Raw genomic sequence first — 13415 nt, 5'->3', positions numbered from 1 at the left:
GATCAATCCGTTAGTCCGTGTTGCTGGCCGACTCTTGAAGCGGTGGCTCTTGGCAGACCGTGATCATCAGCGAGGCGTTCCCAGTCCGCCAAGGCATTCAACACGTGGTCGATGGCATCATCCACTTTGCGAACGCCCTGTTCCTCGCCCAATCGCTTCAGATCACGACGGGTGATGTTTCCCGCCTTCCCCATGACCCGTGCGGCGCGGAATCCCGAAGCTAACGGATAGGTCGCGAGGGTAACGTCGAATGCGGGAGCGAGTTTCCAGTTTCCCGCCCCATCCATCAGAAACGCGTGGTTCCGCCCGTGATCGTCGTCATTGGATGCGGCGACGTTGAAAACCGCACGCCTGAAAATTTCCTCCACGGCGCGATGATCCCCGGTCAGAACACGGGCGAGTTCCATTAGATCGCCGTATTCCAGTCCGTCGCGCAACGGCGTATGAGTTAGGCCGGAGTAGGAATGCAGGTGCAGCCTCTTTCCATCCGCTGTCCGGTCGAAACGGCGGGTCAGGAAATGTCGTCCGCCCGCCGCTTCCAGCAGCCGGGTTTCCGGCATATCGATCCCCGCCGCACGCGCCATCGCCGCGTAGGCAGCCTCGATTCCCCCTTCATGCAAAACCGGTTCGGTATCGAATTTGATCAGCCAGCTTCCGAATCCTTCGGGCGCGGGATCATCCAGACGGATCTCGGAGAAATCGTCGGAAAGCGCCAGCAGCGCTTTGGGCTGCGCACCTCCGGGAGACATCCCGGACTGTAACAATTCCGCCAGCACATGCCCGCTTTCGCCGCGCAAGGCCTCCCGTGCCGCCTCAACCAGGGCACCGAGTTCCGCGATCATCCCATCGTTGAAATCCTTGCCATCGAGATCCGGACGAAATGCCAGCGCTCCCATCTTTCGATCTCCCTGACAGGCGAGCTTGCGCAGGACGGTCACATTTTTCCATGGAATCCCGCGATCTTCGAAATGCTGGCGCATCAAACGTTCGCCCCACCAATCCGGCAGCGTATCCTGGAACAAACCGTGCAATTCGCCGAACGCGGGTGTCGATGTCGTTACGGCTCCCGTCGTTCCGTTAGGTAGATAGAAAGGCGAAAGCTCACGGCTCCCTACACGCCACGCGGCGTCATATTCGAAAAACACCGCTCCGCGCGGATCCTGATAGAGACGTCCGATCCGCTGCTCCCCTTCCCCGGCCCAATGAACCTCAAGCTCCATGGCCGGAATCCTCCTTCCGTCGGCGAGGCGCGCGCTGGCGTTCGGAAAGTTTCACAGCCTCGATGGATTCCATCACTCCAGTTTGGGAGAACAAACCGCGGAGCTCACCATCCACGCCGAGCGCGATGGCCACCCGGATCAACCGTTGGAACGAGCCATTACCTTTCGCTTCCAGCAATTTCAGCGTGGAAACGGCGACACCCGACTTTTCGGAAAGTTCTTCCTGAGTCCAGCCTTTGGCGAGGCGCAGACGCTTGAGTTGCTGTCCGACTTCCCGTGCGAGCATCACGGGATTGCGTTGATTAAGAGCTCCTATTTTGTCCACAAAGGCACTTTTAAGACTCAATAGACAAAATTTCAATGATTTTTAAATCAGGCCAGCGAGCCTTTCAGTCGACCCAGCACTTCCTCGTAAGCTTCCATCACATTACCGAGATCACGACGAAAGCGGTCCTTGTCCATTTTCTCGCCAGTCTTGAGGTCCCACAGACGGCAGCCGTCAGGGCTGATTTCGTCGGCGAGGACGATCTTCGACGGATCGGAAACGAGACGGCCGAATTCGAGTTTGAAATCGACGAGCTTGAGCCCGCACTTGGCGAAGAAGTCGATGAGGATGGAGTTCACTTGGAGTGCGGATTTCCGCAGATGGGCGAGATCCTCAGGTGTGGCGAGGCCCATTTCGCGGATGTAGTCGTCGTTGATCAGCGGGTCGCCGAGCTCGTCGCTTTTGTAGGAAAACTCGATAACAGGCTGGGAGAAGACACGACCTTCCTCGATACCGGTGCGCTTGCAATAGCTGCCGGCGGATAGATTGCGGATGATCACCTCGACCATCAGGATAGTGACCTTTTTCACCTCGACGTTGGTCTCGTCGATCTTGCGGACGAAGTGGGTCGGGACGCCGGCATTTTCCAGGAAACCGTAAATCAGCGTGCTGATTTCATTATTGAGGCGACCTTTATTCTCGAAGCTCGCCTTCTTCTCACCATTGAAGGCGGTGGCGTCGTTCTTGAACTCCATGCGCAAGGTGTCGGGGTTCTCGGTGGCCCAGAGGCGCTTGGCTTTGCCTTCGTAAAGTGGTGTCATTGAAAAGTGGTAAAACCCCGCCCCGCTGCGGTCAAGAGCGCTGAAACCGCGAAGTGAAATGATTCCACTTCGAACCAAATACTTTCGGATCGCTGGAATTCAGGCCTTGCAAAGAATCGCTGTATTTTGGACTTTTCAACCCGTAATGCCAGATCGAGTCCCCGAAACGAAGCCCGCGAGGGTATTGCGTGCGCGCTCGCTCCCATCCAGTCGGCCGTTCACCGTGGCGGTGTTCTTTTCAGCACTCCACTACATGGGGGTTATCACGACCGCGACGGCTTTCATTTTGTTTTTTTACGAGCCCAGCCAACTGGCCACTCAGGTGATCATTGGCGGAATGGTGTTCAGTGCGTTGATGTGGGTGATTGCATTTTTCAAACGGCGTTCGGCCCATTGCCCGCTGTGCAAGGGCACGCCGCTGATCAATTCGGGAGCTCTCGCCCACTCCAGAGCTACCCGGATTTTCCCCTTCAATCACGGGGTCTCGGCGACGCTTTCGATCATCGCGACGCAGACGTTCCGCTGCATGTATTGCGGCTCGGATTTCGATCTGCTCAAGACGCCTTCCCACCTGCGGGGTGCGCGGGACGAGCACTCGGGCGAGCAATGAAACTCAGGAAAGCCGCGACTTGGCATGGCGCTGGGCCATCGTCCATGCAACCTCGGGCACCAGCTCCTTCCATTTCTCGTCGCCGGAGGTGATCATCCGGCAGACATCGCGCCCGGTGTAGCAGAGGATTTCGTCATCCTTGCTGGGAACGGCCTGAATCCTGCCATTGGCGAGGAAATGCCGATAGAGATGCACGCTGTCGTCCGGAGCGCGGAAAGTTTCCGCCGTCACGAGCTCGCCGTTCTTGCGGTTTTTCCACGGGAATACCTGAAGCGTCACACCCTCCTTGAACAACCTTCCGAACGACTCTAACAATCCTCCCGCGAGATTCTCCGACCACTTTGGTTTGAACAATTCGTTGAGCAATCCGATGCTGAGAATAATGCCGATGGGCTTGCTGGTGTAGCGGTGCAGAAATGCGGCGATCCGGTGAAACTCCGCACAACGTGATAGAAGCACGGTCTTGCCCAACGACTGGAGCGCATCCGCCCGGTCTAGGAAATCGACGTGGTCCACACCGCTGCCACGCAGCAGGTTGTGCATGGAAATTTCGCACAGTTCGATGGCCGAGATGCGATCCCCCTCGTCCAGCGTCTCGACAAATCCTCCGCGCGCTTGTTCCAGCATCTTGAGGTGGACATTCATCACCGGATCAAAACTCCCGCGCAACAGCAGCACCGGCCGACGATAGAGCGCCTCCGCCGGTTGCACCACCTCACCGTTCGGCAGGAACATCGTCGCATCTGTTAGTCCGCTTTCCACCAGTTGCAGCGCACACAGGCGGTTGTCGAAAAAGCCATATCCGTGACCGGTGAATTTCAACAAATCCACCTCCACCCGCCCGGCGGCGAGGTTGTCCACCAGCGACTCCACGAATTTCTGCAAATGCCCCCGATGGCGATACGCGGCGTGAATCAGATTCACGCCGATGGTGCCCAACGCCTCCATCTGGTCGATCGACCGGACATCCAGCAGCCTGACATGGAGCGTGATGTCAGACGGCGGATCTCCCGGTTTCATCTGATAGCGGATGCCGAGCCAGCCGTGACACTCGCCGGTATCGTTCCAGCCACGCGCACGGACGGTGTTACAGAACGAAAAGAAGGTGGTGTTAGGGCCGCGCTTCGGACCGAGCCTTTCCAGCAGAATCGAATATTCGTGGTCGAGCATCGACCCAAGCCGGCCCGCCGAAACGTAACGCTCCGAATGACCGTAGATGGCGTCGCTCATCGTCATGTCGTAGGCGGAAATGGTTTTCGCCACGAGCCCCGCGGTGCCGGAAGCGCGGAAGAAATAATTGCCGGTCTCCTGCCCCGCGCCGATCTCGGCGAAGGTGCCGTAGATCATCGGATCGAGGTTCAGTTCCTGCGCCTTGTCATAGGTGGTCGGGATCATTTCGGATTTTCTTCCTCCACCCAGCCTTCGTTGATAATTTTTTCGATCTCTACCTGATCGTTCGACGAGGTGCCTTTGGGAAATTTCAGCGACAGCATGAGCGCGACGGACTTGGTGTCGGCATTCGGGCGGAGACGCTGGTCCAACCGGGATCCCTTTTCCGCGTAGCCGTAAATCGAGTGCTCCTTGTCCGGTGATATCAAGCGATATGACTGCCACTTGGATTCGTCCAGAAAGTCAAAATTGTAATAATCCACCGGGCTCAGCGTGACGCGGAAGACTTTCCCCTCGAACGGCTTGGAAGAGAGGAATTCATCCCACGGCACTTCCGACCAGCCGACCCAGCTTTCCCAATCGACTTTCAATACTCCCGGCGTATCGGTGAACACCAGCGATTTCTCGTCGAAGTCCCCGGTCATCACCCGGATCGCCCTGAACCCACCTAGCAAATCAAGCTCTCCGCTCGTATTGAACTGCGACAGACCCGCGGCTTTGAATTTCCCGTCGGGGTAAAACCGCCGCATGCGGTTTTCGGCCGTCTCGGGATTCCGAACCAGCGGCAGGAGTTCTTCGACCGTGGTCGCCTTGAGAAATTTCTGCGCCAGCGGCTCGGCCTCCGCGAGAAATACGACATCGCTAACAGGTGCTTGGTTCGGGTCCCCGGGGTTGACTGGCTCCTTGTTCGCTGGCGCCACGACAGGCGCTTCCCTGACCACCGGTTCGGACGGTTTGCGACTGCCATTCATCGAAAAAACCACGCCCGTCACGATCAGGATCAACAAGGAGCCCCCTCCGATGAGAAACAAACGCATCTGCTTCTTCTCGCTGGACCGGGACGATCTGGAGTCATTCTCCCACGAATGGTTCTCGCCGGATTTCCTCCCCTTTCGGCGCTTCTTCAGCTTCCGTGGTTCGCTGTCAGTCGTTGCAGGTTCCTCCGGCGAAGTGCGGCGCAAGGGAGCCAGCAAAGGCGGCGTGACATCCAACGCGGTCGGAATCTTTAACATCCGCCGGCAACTCGGGCAAACGATACCCTTGCCGTCATGATCGCGAGGCACGCGAAACACGAACCGGCAATCAGGGCACACATAACCGCTCCACCGTCGGGCACTTTCCATCGTCTCGGGCACACCCCACCCTGCGATTTTCGGGCCGCGCTCTGCAAGCTTTGCCCTCGTTAAAAAGCAGGCGCGGCCTTCGTGAGAAAGCCGCGCCCGATTGAAAAGGAGTTGATTAGATTTCGTTGACCGGCAAATTCGAAACCTCTTCACGCACCTTCTCGGCGAGGGCGGTGGAAAGGTAGCGCTCGGTGGACGAGCAGCCGACGGTCACAATGCGCTTGCCCTTGAATTCGGGACGCTTGGCGACCTGAAGCGCCGCCCAGACATTTGCTCCGGTGGAAATACCGGCTGGAAGACCTTCTTCCTGGGCCAGTGCTTGGGCGGTGGCGATCGCATCCTCGTTGGAGACCTGAATGATCTCGTCAATGATCGAGACGTTGAGATTCTTCGGGATGAATCCGGCACCGATGCCCTGGATCATGTGCGGGCCTGGAGCACCGCCGGAAATGACCGGGCTGGCAACCGGCTCGACAGCGATGATTTTCGCGCTGCCACGAGCTTTCAAAACTTCGCCGACGCCGGTGAGCGTTCCGCCCGTGCCGACACCGGCGACGAATGCATCGATCTGACCGTCCGTGTCGCGCCAGATTTCCTCGGCGGTCGTTTCACGGTGAACCTGCGGGTTGGCCGGATTGTCAAACTGGCCGGGGCCGAATGAGCCAGGGTTTTCCTCGATGAGTTTCTTGGCCATGGCGATAGCGCCGTTCATGCCGCGCGCGCGAGGGGTGAGAACGATTTCCGCACCTAACAAACGGAGCAGAACGCGGCGCTCGATCGACATGCTCTCGGGCATGGTCAGGATGCAGCGGTAGCCCTTCGAACGGGCGATGAATGCAAGCGCGATACCGGTATTTCCCGATGTCGGCTCGATGATCAGACCACCTGCTTTGAGCGAGCCATCCTTTTCGGCGGCCTCGATCATGGCTTTGCCGATCCGGTCCTTCACGCTGAAAAGCGGGTTGAAAAATTCGGCTTTCACGCAGACTTCGGCATCGAGTCCCTTGGTGAGGTGGTTGAGGCGGATCAGCGGGGTGTTGCCGACGGTGGCAACCATGTTTTCAGCGATGTTCATGATGAGTTTGTCAGTTGGAAGTATTCAGAGTCAGGAGGAGACGGTTCAAATCTGGAAATCAGGAGCGCCGGAGTCAAGGTGCAAGCCGCACTCGAATTTCTCGCCGTTGAAACGGGTGGCTTCGATGTCGCCGTCGATGACGGGACGGGTGCTGTGCCAGTCGCCCATGGTGACGTAGCCCTTTTCCGCGAGCGGATGGCGCGGAAGTCCGTTCTGATGGAAATAGAGATCCACCTGCGCATCCGCCCAGTCGAGGATCGGATAGGCTTTGACGGTCTTCTTCTGCTGCTCGACGAAAGGCCGGTCCACGCGGGTGCTGGACTGCGAACGGCGGAGGCCGCTGAGCCAGACGTCGGCTCCGGTTTCACGAAGCGCGCGGTTCATGGGTTCGACCTTGGTGATCAGGCCGTAGCGATCCGCACCATCCTTGCCATTTTCCCAGAGATTTCCCCACAGCGCCTGCATGCGGGCTGCTGAGACGGTTGGCTGATAGATACGGAGATCGAGATTCAGCTTCGAGGTGAGTTGCTCCGCATACTGATAGGTTTCCGGAAACAGGAATCCGGTGTCGATGAACACGACGGGAATCTTCGGCGCGTGCTCGTGGATCAGGTGCAGCATCACCGCGGCCTGAAGTCCGAAGCTGGTGGACGCGACGAGACGATCGCCGAGCTGCTCGTAAAGCAGACGAAGTCGCTCCCCAGCGCGCAAAGGCGCCAAGGCGGCAGAGAGTCCTTCGGGATCAATGTCGTGGGAGATCACGGGTGGTATTTCGAATTTGAGTGCTTCCATATCGGAGCGGGGTTGAAAAATTGATTAAACGGCGACGTGCGCCTCTGGCTTGATATTCTTGTGGAAATCCGGGCCTTGGATGGTGGCATTCACATATCCGGTGCGGATACAGAAGTCACCGAAGCGTTCGCCATCGATCCTCGCCTTGGCATAGTGGCGGAAAATCGGCGCAAGCAGCGGCTTGATTTCATCGGCGGTGACATCTTCCCGATAGAGTTTCGACAGCCGCTGGCCGGCGAATCCACCACCGAGATAAACGTTGTAGCGGTCCGGTCCGCGGCCGACGAAGCCGATCTCGGAGATGAACGGACGTGCGCAGCCGTTAGGACAACCCGTCATGCGGATGGTGATGGCATCGTGGCGCAGACCGTTTTCCTCAAGCGATTCTTCCAAGCCTGTGAGGAGGTCGGGAAGGAAGCGCTCGGCTTCGGCAAGAGCGAGAGCGCATGTTGGAAGCGCGACGCAGGCCAGCGAGTTGAGACGCAGGGCGCTCTTCAGATGACTGTCCTGAATGCCGTATTTTTCCAACAGATTCTCGATTTCCAAGCGCTTGGCTTGGGAGACGTTGGCGATGATCAGGTTCTGGTTCGCGGTGAGACGGAAGTCGCCATCGTGAATCTTCGCGATTTCACGAAGACCGGTGCGCATTGGATAGGACGGCGTGTCGAGAACGCGGCCGCCAGCGATGAAAAGCGTGAGGTGCGAGTTGCCATTGGCGTCCTCGGTCCAGCCGTAGCGGTCGCCGTTGTCCTCGAACTTGAAATCGCGCACAGGGCCGAGATTGTAGCCGAGATACTCGTTGAGCTTGGCAAGAATCCAGTCAGGACCGTGGTCATCGACGGTGTATTTGAAACGAGAGTGCTTGCGGTCCGTGCGGTCGCCGAAATCGCGCTGCACGAGCACGACCTTTTCCGCGACGTCCACGACCTGCTCCGGCGTGCAAAAACCGATGACATCGGCGATGCGCGGATAGGTGGCTTCGTTGCCGTGGGTCGAGCCCATGCCGCCGCCGACGGCGACATTATAGCCGACGAGTTTGCCGCCCTCGACGATGGCGACGAAGGAAAGGCAGTTCGCGTAGATATCGACATCGTTCGACGGCGGCACGGCGATGGTGATCTTGAACTTCCGCGGAAGATAGGTCTTGCCGTAGATCGGCTCGACGTCTTCCTCGCTCGATTCGATTTTCTCACCGTCCAACCAGATCTCATGATAGGCGCGGGTCTGCGGAGTGAGGTGCGTGGAAATATCCTTGGCAGCCTGCAACGCCTGCGCGTGAATTTCCGATAAATACGGATTCGGATTGCACATCACGTTCCGGTTCACATCACCACAGGCGGCGATGGTGTCCATGGCGCACTGGTTGATCTCCTTGATCGTGCGCTTGAGGTTCGACTTGATGATGCCGTGGAACTGGAACGCCTGGCGCGTGGTGAGCTTGATCGTGCCATTCGCGAACTGGGTGGCGAGGCGGTCCGTTTCGAGCCATTGCTCCGAAGTCGCCACACCGCCGGGAACCCGGATGCGGATCATGAAGCTGTAGGCCTTCTCCAGCTTGTGCTTGCGGCGACCGGCGCGGATGTCGCGGTCGTCCTGCTGATAGGTGCCGTGGAATTTCAGGAGCTGCTGGTCATCCTCGACCATCGATCCCGTGGAAAGATCCGCAAGCCCCTCGGCGATCGTGCCGCGGAGGTAGTTGCTGTCGATCTTGATGTATTCGTTGGCTGAGAGTTTTTTCTCGGACATGATAGTGGAAAGTTGGAAATTGAAATTCAGTAAACGTCGCGTTGATAGCGTTTGGTCTTCTTGAGGTCCTCGACGTAGGCTTCGGCGGCTTCGCGGGAGATGCCCGCCTGGCTTTCGACGACGGAAACCAGAGCCTGATGGACATCGTTGGCCATGCGGTTGGCATCGCCGCAGACGTAAAAATGAGCGCCCTCCTCTAGCCACTGATAGAGTTCCTTCGAGCGCTCGATCATGCGGTCCTGGACATAGACTTTCTCCGGCTGGTCGCGGGAGAAAGCGACGTCGAGGCGGGTGAGCGCTCCGTCCTTGAGGAAATCCTGCCATTCAAGCTGATAGAGGAAGTCATAGGTGTAATGCTGGTCGCCGAAGAACAGCCAGTTTTTCCCGCAGCTCCCTTGAGCCGCACGATGTTCTACGAACGCGCGGAACGGCGCAACGCCGGTGCCCGGGCCAACCATGATCACCGGCGTGGAAGCATCGGCAGGAAGGCGGAAATTCTTGTTCGGCTGAACGAAGACCTGCACCGGATCCCCCGATTTCACGAGGTCCGCCAGATAGGTGGAGCAGACGCCCTTGCGTTTGCGGCCGTGGGTGTCGTAGCGGACGGCGGCCACAGTGAGGTGGACTTCGTCCGGGTGAGCGAGCGGGCTGGAAGCAATCGAATAAAGACGTGGCGGCAGCTTGCGGAAGATACCGGTGAGTTTCTCGGCTGAAAGACCGTCGGGAGCGAAGTCGAGGATCGCGTCGATGATCTCGCGGCCGTTGGTGTATTCCTTCAAGCGCTCTTTCGCATCGTCTGCCAGCAACCCGCGCAGGACGGTGGAGTTGAGGGCTTCGGCGAGTTTCGTTAGAACAGCGCGTGAAATGGCGGTGATGTCGTAGTCCTCACGGAGTGCGTCCGCGAGCAGCTTGCGACCGACATTTTTCACTTCGACCTCTTCGTTGCCGGAGAGTTTCGCCGCCCCGAGGATCGCCTTGATGACGTCTGGTGCGTTGACCGGAATGACTGCCAGCGCATCACCCGGCTCATAGGAAAGACCGGAACCGGCAAGAGACAATTCCACGTGCAGGGTTTCCTTCGATGAACCTTCGCCGTTGAGAATCACGTTGTCGGTCGTCTCGGCAGGGAATGGATTCTTCTTACCATACTCGACCGAAGGCGCGGCAGCCGCAGCAACGAAATTCACCGGTGCGGCCGAGGCAGGAGCCAGCGCGGAAAGCGAGCTGGCGAGCCATGCGACGTAGTTTTCCTCGTAGTCCACATCGCAATCCTGGCGGGCGGAAACGCGGGCGGCACCGAGCGCTTCAAGGCGGGCATCGACGTCCTTGCCGGTCTGGCAGAATTTTTCGTAAGACGTGTCCCCCAGCGCGCAAACCGCAAAATTCACGCCCGAGAGTGAGAGATCGGCGGACATGAATTCCTTGTAAAATGAAGTGGCCGTTTCCGGTGGTTCGCCATCGCCCCAAGTCGAAATGATCACCAGCAGATTTCCGGTTTTTGCGAGATCGGCGGGAGAAATATCGGACATGTTTTTCATGACCGCTTGGAAACCACGCTTTTTCGCCTCTTTAACGGTGCGATCCGCTAAGGATTCGGAATTTCCGGATTCTGTTCCATAAAGCACGGTCAGTTTCCCTGCGGAAACCGGGGCGGCTACTACGACGGGTGCCGCCGCCACACCGGCTGCAAGAAATCCACTGAGCCAGCCGCGTTGCACGGGATCGAGGCCAGCAAGGAGCGAATCCAACGCTCGGCGCTGGTCAGAAGTGAATGGGGCGTGCTCTGGAAGCATAATCCTTAGTTAATTACCTTGTTTTATGAGGTTTCGCCCGAAAAGTGGAGGTAATTTGCCCGATACGCAACCATTTTTTCGAAAGGATTTGAATTCCAGCAACGATTTCCCGCTCTGGAAATTTCCAGAAATGTAATGCTAGACCTCCTCTGGCGACCGCGTAGGAAGGGGCCATGTTCAAACCCAATACTCGATGGTTGGCGCTCCTGCTGGTCACTCAACCACTGGCCGCGGAAGTCGTGATCGCTCCCCTTTTCCAAAATGGCGGGGTTCTCCAAAGGGAAAAACCTGTTCCGGTCTGGGGCCATGCGAGCGCCAGCAAGAAAGTAACGGTCGCCTTCGGAGGACAAACGAAAACCACCACCGCTGACGCCGCCGGACGCTGGCAGGTTGCTCTCGATTCCATGCCCGCCAGTGCGGAAAGCCGGACCCTATCTGTCACCGAGGACGGATCGCCCTCATTGAAAATCAAAGATATCCTCGTCGGAGAAGTCTGGCTGGGCAGCGGGCAATCCAATATGGAGTTCAAGGTCGGACAAACCCGGAAAGAGGATCAGGATATCGCCGCCACCGGCCCCGTGCCGCTGATGCGCTTGTTCCAAGTGCCGAAGACCCTGAGCAACGTCCGTCAGGATTCCGTCCCAGCCAGTTGGACCGCCGCGACGCCTGAGACAGCCAAAGATTTCTCCGCTGTCGCCTATTTCTTCGGCAAGCAACTCACCGAGGAATTAAAAGTGCCGGTCGGTATGATTCACAGCTCTTGGGGTGGATCCCGCATCGAACCGTGGTGGGCCGAGGAGGGGCTTGAGGGAATCGACGAACTGGCCCAAATGCACAAGGACCGCCTCGCGAAAAGCCCGGGATTTCCCGAGTATGATCAGCCCTATCGGAAATACGTTTCCGCCATCCGTGATTGGGCGGACGCCGCCGGAAAGGCCCTCGATTCCGGTAACAAGGCACCCGAAATGCCAGCAGCCCCCGAGGTGTTGAAACTGGGATCCGGAGCGGAGACGGGAACCTATCAGGCGATGATCCATCCGCTGGCTCCTTATGCGCTGCGTGGTTTCCTGTGGTATCAAGGCGAGTCCAACAACGGCGAGGGAATGCTCTACACCGCGAAGATGAAGGCCCTTATCGCCGGCTGGCGCAAATCATTCGGTGCACCGGAAGCTCCCTTCCTCTTCGTACAGCTCGCCCCCTACAACTACGGAGACAACCGCACCTTCGATATTCCCTGCATCTGGTGGGCCCAGCAGGAAACCCTCAAGGTTCCCCACACCGGCATGGCCGTCATCAATGACATCGGAAACGTCAAGAACATCCACCCGACTAACAAGGGCGAGGTTGCGCGACGTCTTGCCCTGTGGGCCCTGGCGGATACCTATGGCAAGACCGACATCGTCAAATCCGGGCCGTTGTTTTCCAAATACAAAGTCACCGACGCAGGGCTCGCCATCGGTTTCGACCACATCGGCGGCGGTCTGACCACCCGTGACGGAAAGCCCCCCACCCTGTTTGAAATCGCCGGGAGCGACGAGGTCTATCAGCCAGCCGATGCGAAGATATCCGCCGACGGAAAATCCATTCTGCTAACCAGCGCTTCCGTGCCGAAACCCGACCGCGCCCGCTTCGCCTGGTCCCAGCTCGCCGAGCCAAACCTAATGAATAAGGAAGGCCTGCCCGCCGGAGCTTTCAACACCCACTGGCCGGTCGATCCAACACTGGGACACAAGATCTCCGGTGGAAAACCCTTCAAATCCAGCAACCCTAACACCCACGGCTGGGATACCGGCCTCACCGATGGAAACTGGACGGACTTCGCACCATCTTGCTACGCAACCGACGAAACCCCGAACTTCCCGAAAACGGCGACAGTGGACTTGGGGTCATCACAAACGATCAAAACGATCGTCTATGGCACACCCAACGTTGGTTCCACAAAAACAGTCGCGGTTTCGATCAGCGAGGACGGTGAGAAATTCACCGAAGTCGGGCGCACTGAATTCCCCATGAAAAAGGCCACCAAGGCGAAGGCGAGTTTCGAACCCGCAAAGGCCCGCTTCATCCGCGCGACGTTCGTGGATACCTATCCGCAACAGGACAACTATGACCGCAATTTCGGATTTCTATCCGAAATTGAGGCCTATGCGCCTTGAGTTCACCCTTCCTGCCAGACCCAGTTCATCGCCACGTCGATGTCCGGATGGATGCTGTGATGGACCGGGCAACCGCGGGCGGCGCTTTCAAGAACCTTCCGATCCGGGTGCGACGCGGGCAGCGGCATTTGGAGGTCCAACTCAAGGCGCTTGATCCGGCGCGGCTGGTCGTCGGACATGAATTTCCGGACGGAAATGGTCATACCCTCGACCGCCAGTTCCTTGCGCTTCGCGACGATCCCGATGACGGTGGCCATGCAGGCGCCCAGCGCTGTGGCGACAAGGTCGGTCGGTGAAAACGCCTGGCCGCGGCCGTTGTTGTCGAGTGGCGCGTCGGTGACAAGGGTGTTGCCCGAGGGCATGTGGATGGCGCTGCAGTGCAGTTCGCCTTCGTAGCTAAGTTTGATTTCAACCATGGTGGAAT

13 protein-coding genes are annotated in these 13415 nt (G+C 58.2%); 3 read left to right on the top strand and 10 right to left on the bottom strand.

Going from position 1 to position 13415, the window contains the following annotated elements; genetic code table 11:
* Positions 1-2 precede the first annotated feature (2 nt).
* The 3 genes from ABIQ96_RS07640 to purC form a co-directional block, all read right to left on the bottom strand.
* Positions 3-1220 carry a type II toxin-antitoxin system HipA family toxin gene (locus tag ABIQ96_RS07640; protein ID WP_348213977.1) on the bottom strand — a complete coding sequence of 406 codons (1218 nt, stop codon included), beginning with the start codon at positions 1218-1220 and terminating at the stop codon, positions 3-5.
* Positions 1210-1506, bottom strand: coding sequence for a helix-turn-helix transcriptional regulator (locus ABIQ96_RS07635; protein ID WP_348213976.1), 297 nt, complete (start codon positions 1504-1506; stop codon positions 1210-1212). The genes ABIQ96_RS07640 and ABIQ96_RS07635 overlap by 11 nt, the downstream gene beginning before the upstream one ends.
* 86 nt (positions 1507-1592) lie before the next feature.
* Positions 1593-2306 (bottom strand): phosphoribosylaminoimidazolesuccinocarboxamide synthase, encoded by a 714-nt coding sequence (purC, locus tag ABIQ96_RS07630; RefSeq protein ID WP_348213975.1) that lies wholly within the window; start codon positions 2304-2306, stop codon positions 1593-1595.
* A gap of 145 nt (positions 2307-2451) precedes the next feature.
* Here purC and ABIQ96_RS07625 point away from each other — a divergent pair, with 145 nt between their 5' ends.
* Positions 2452-2916, top strand: coding sequence for a hypothetical protein (locus tag ABIQ96_RS07625; protein WP_348213974.1), 465 nt, complete (start codon positions 2452-2454; stop codon positions 2914-2916).
* Positions 2917-2919: 3 nt separating this feature from the next.
* Here ABIQ96_RS07625 and ABIQ96_RS07620 read toward each other — a convergent pair whose 3' ends face one another.
* Complete coding sequence (locus ABIQ96_RS07620; RefSeq protein ID WP_348213973.1) at positions 2920-4311, bottom strand: TonB-dependent receptor; 1392 nt, start codon at positions 4309-4311, stop codon at positions 2920-2922.
* On the bottom strand, positions 4308-5093 hold the full coding sequence (locus tag ABIQ96_RS07615; RefSeq protein ID WP_348213972.1) for a hypothetical protein: 786 nt from the start codon (positions 5091-5093) through the stop codon (positions 4308-4310). Before ABIQ96_RS07615 ends, ABIQ96_RS07620 begins: the two co-directional genes overlap by 4 nt.
* A 13-nt stretch (positions 5094-5106) precedes the next feature.
* Here ABIQ96_RS07615 and ABIQ96_RS07610 point away from each other — a divergent pair, with 13 nt between their 5' ends.
* Positions 5107-5358, top strand: a complete 252-nt coding sequence (locus ABIQ96_RS07610) for a hypothetical protein (RefSeq protein WP_348213971.1) — start codon at positions 5107-5109, stop codon at positions 5356-5358.
* A gap of 186 nt (positions 5359-5544) precedes the next feature.
* On the opposite strand, the gene cysK is transcribed toward ABIQ96_RS07610, so the two are convergent.
* Genes cysK through ABIQ96_RS07590 form a run of 4 tightly spaced genes read right to left on the bottom strand, consistent with a single transcriptional unit; the run spans position 5545 to position 10835 of the window.
* Entirely contained in the window at positions 5545-6504 is a 960-nt protein-coding gene (gene cysK / locus ABIQ96_RS07605; protein WP_348213970.1) for a cysteine synthase A, read from the bottom strand.
* A gap of 45 nt (positions 6505-6549) precedes the next feature.
* Positions 6550-7296 (bottom strand): phosphoadenylyl-sulfate reductase, encoded by a 747-nt coding sequence (locus ABIQ96_RS07600; RefSeq protein WP_348213969.1) that lies wholly within the window; start codon positions 7294-7296, stop codon positions 6550-6552.
* 24 nt (positions 7297-7320) lie between these two features.
* Positions 7321-9042, bottom strand: a complete 1722-nt coding sequence (locus tag ABIQ96_RS07595; RefSeq protein ID WP_348213968.1) for an NADPH-dependent assimilatory sulfite reductase hemoprotein subunit — start codon at positions 9040-9042, stop codon at positions 7321-7323.
* A 26-nt stretch (positions 9043-9068) separates the two neighbouring features.
* Entirely contained in the window at positions 9069-10835 is a 1767-nt protein-coding gene (locus ABIQ96_RS07590; protein ID WP_348213967.1) for an assimilatory sulfite reductase (NADPH) flavoprotein subunit, read from the bottom strand.
* A 173-nt stretch (positions 10836-11008) separates the two neighbouring features.
* Between ABIQ96_RS07590 and ABIQ96_RS07585 the strand changes: the two genes are divergently transcribed.
* Positions 11009-12991, top strand: a complete 1983-nt coding sequence (locus ABIQ96_RS07585) for a sialate O-acetylesterase (RefSeq protein ID WP_348213966.1) — start codon at positions 11009-11011, stop codon at positions 12989-12991.
* A 2-nt stretch (positions 12992-12993) separates the two neighbouring features.
* On the opposite strand, the gene ABIQ96_RS07580 is transcribed toward ABIQ96_RS07585, so the two are convergent.
* Complete coding sequence (locus ABIQ96_RS07580) at positions 12994-13407, bottom strand: OsmC family protein (protein ID WP_348213965.1); 414 nt, start codon at positions 13405-13407, stop codon at positions 12994-12996.
* Between the last annotated feature and the right edge of the window lie 8 nt (positions 13408-13415).

This window comes from Luteolibacter sp., from assembly GCF_039920825.1.
Lineage (GTDB): Bacteria > Verrucomicrobiota > Verrucomicrobiia > Verrucomicrobiales > Akkermansiaceae > Luteolibacter.
The sequence above is the reverse complement of the archived record's forward strand: the minus strand, read 5'-3'. Positions and strand labels throughout refer to the sequence as shown.

Coding starts and splice junctions, on each gene's coding strand:
- ABIQ96_RS07640 (WP_348213977.1), bottom strand. CDS start 1,220: ATGGAGCTTGAGGTTCATTGGGCCGGGGAAGGGGAGCAGCGGATCGGA.
- ABIQ96_RS07635 (WP_348213976.1), bottom strand. CDS start 1,506: ATGCTCGCACGGGAAGTCGGACAGCAACTCAAGCGTCTGCGCCTCGCC.
- purC (WP_348213975.1), bottom strand. CDS start 2,306: ATGACACCACTTTACGAAGGCAAAGCCAAGCGCCTCTGGGCCACCGAG.
- ABIQ96_RS07625 (WP_348213974.1), top strand. CDS start 2,452: ATGCCAGATCGAGTCCCCGAAACGAAGCCCGCGAGGGTATTGCGTGCG.
- ABIQ96_RS07620 (WP_348213973.1), bottom strand. CDS start 4,311: ATGATCCCGACCACCTATGACAAGGCGCAGGAACTGAACCTCGATCCG.
- ABIQ96_RS07610 (WP_348213971.1), top strand. CDS start 5,107: ATGAGAAACAAACGCATCTGCTTCTTCTCGCTGGACCGGGACGATCTG.
- cysK (WP_348213970.1), bottom strand. CDS start 6,504: ATGAACATCGCTGAAAACATGGTTGCCACCGTCGGCAACACCCCGCTG.
- ABIQ96_RS07600 (WP_348213969.1), bottom strand. CDS start 7,296: ATGGAAGCACTCAAATTCGAAATACCACCCGTGATCTCCCACGACATT.
- ABIQ96_RS07595 (WP_348213968.1), bottom strand. CDS start 9,042: ATGTCCGAGAAAAAACTCTCAGCCAACGAATACATCAAGATCGACAGC.
- ABIQ96_RS07590 (WP_348213967.1), bottom strand. CDS start 10,835: ATGCTTCCAGAGCACGCCCCATTCACTTCTGACCAGCGCCGAGCGTTG.
- ABIQ96_RS07585 (WP_348213966.1), top strand. CDS start 11,009: ATGTTCAAACCCAATACTCGATGGTTGGCGCTCCTGCTGGTCACTCAA.
- ABIQ96_RS07580 (WP_348213965.1), bottom strand. CDS start 13,407: ATGGTTGAAATCAAACTTAGCTACGAAGGCGAACTGCACTGCAGCGCC.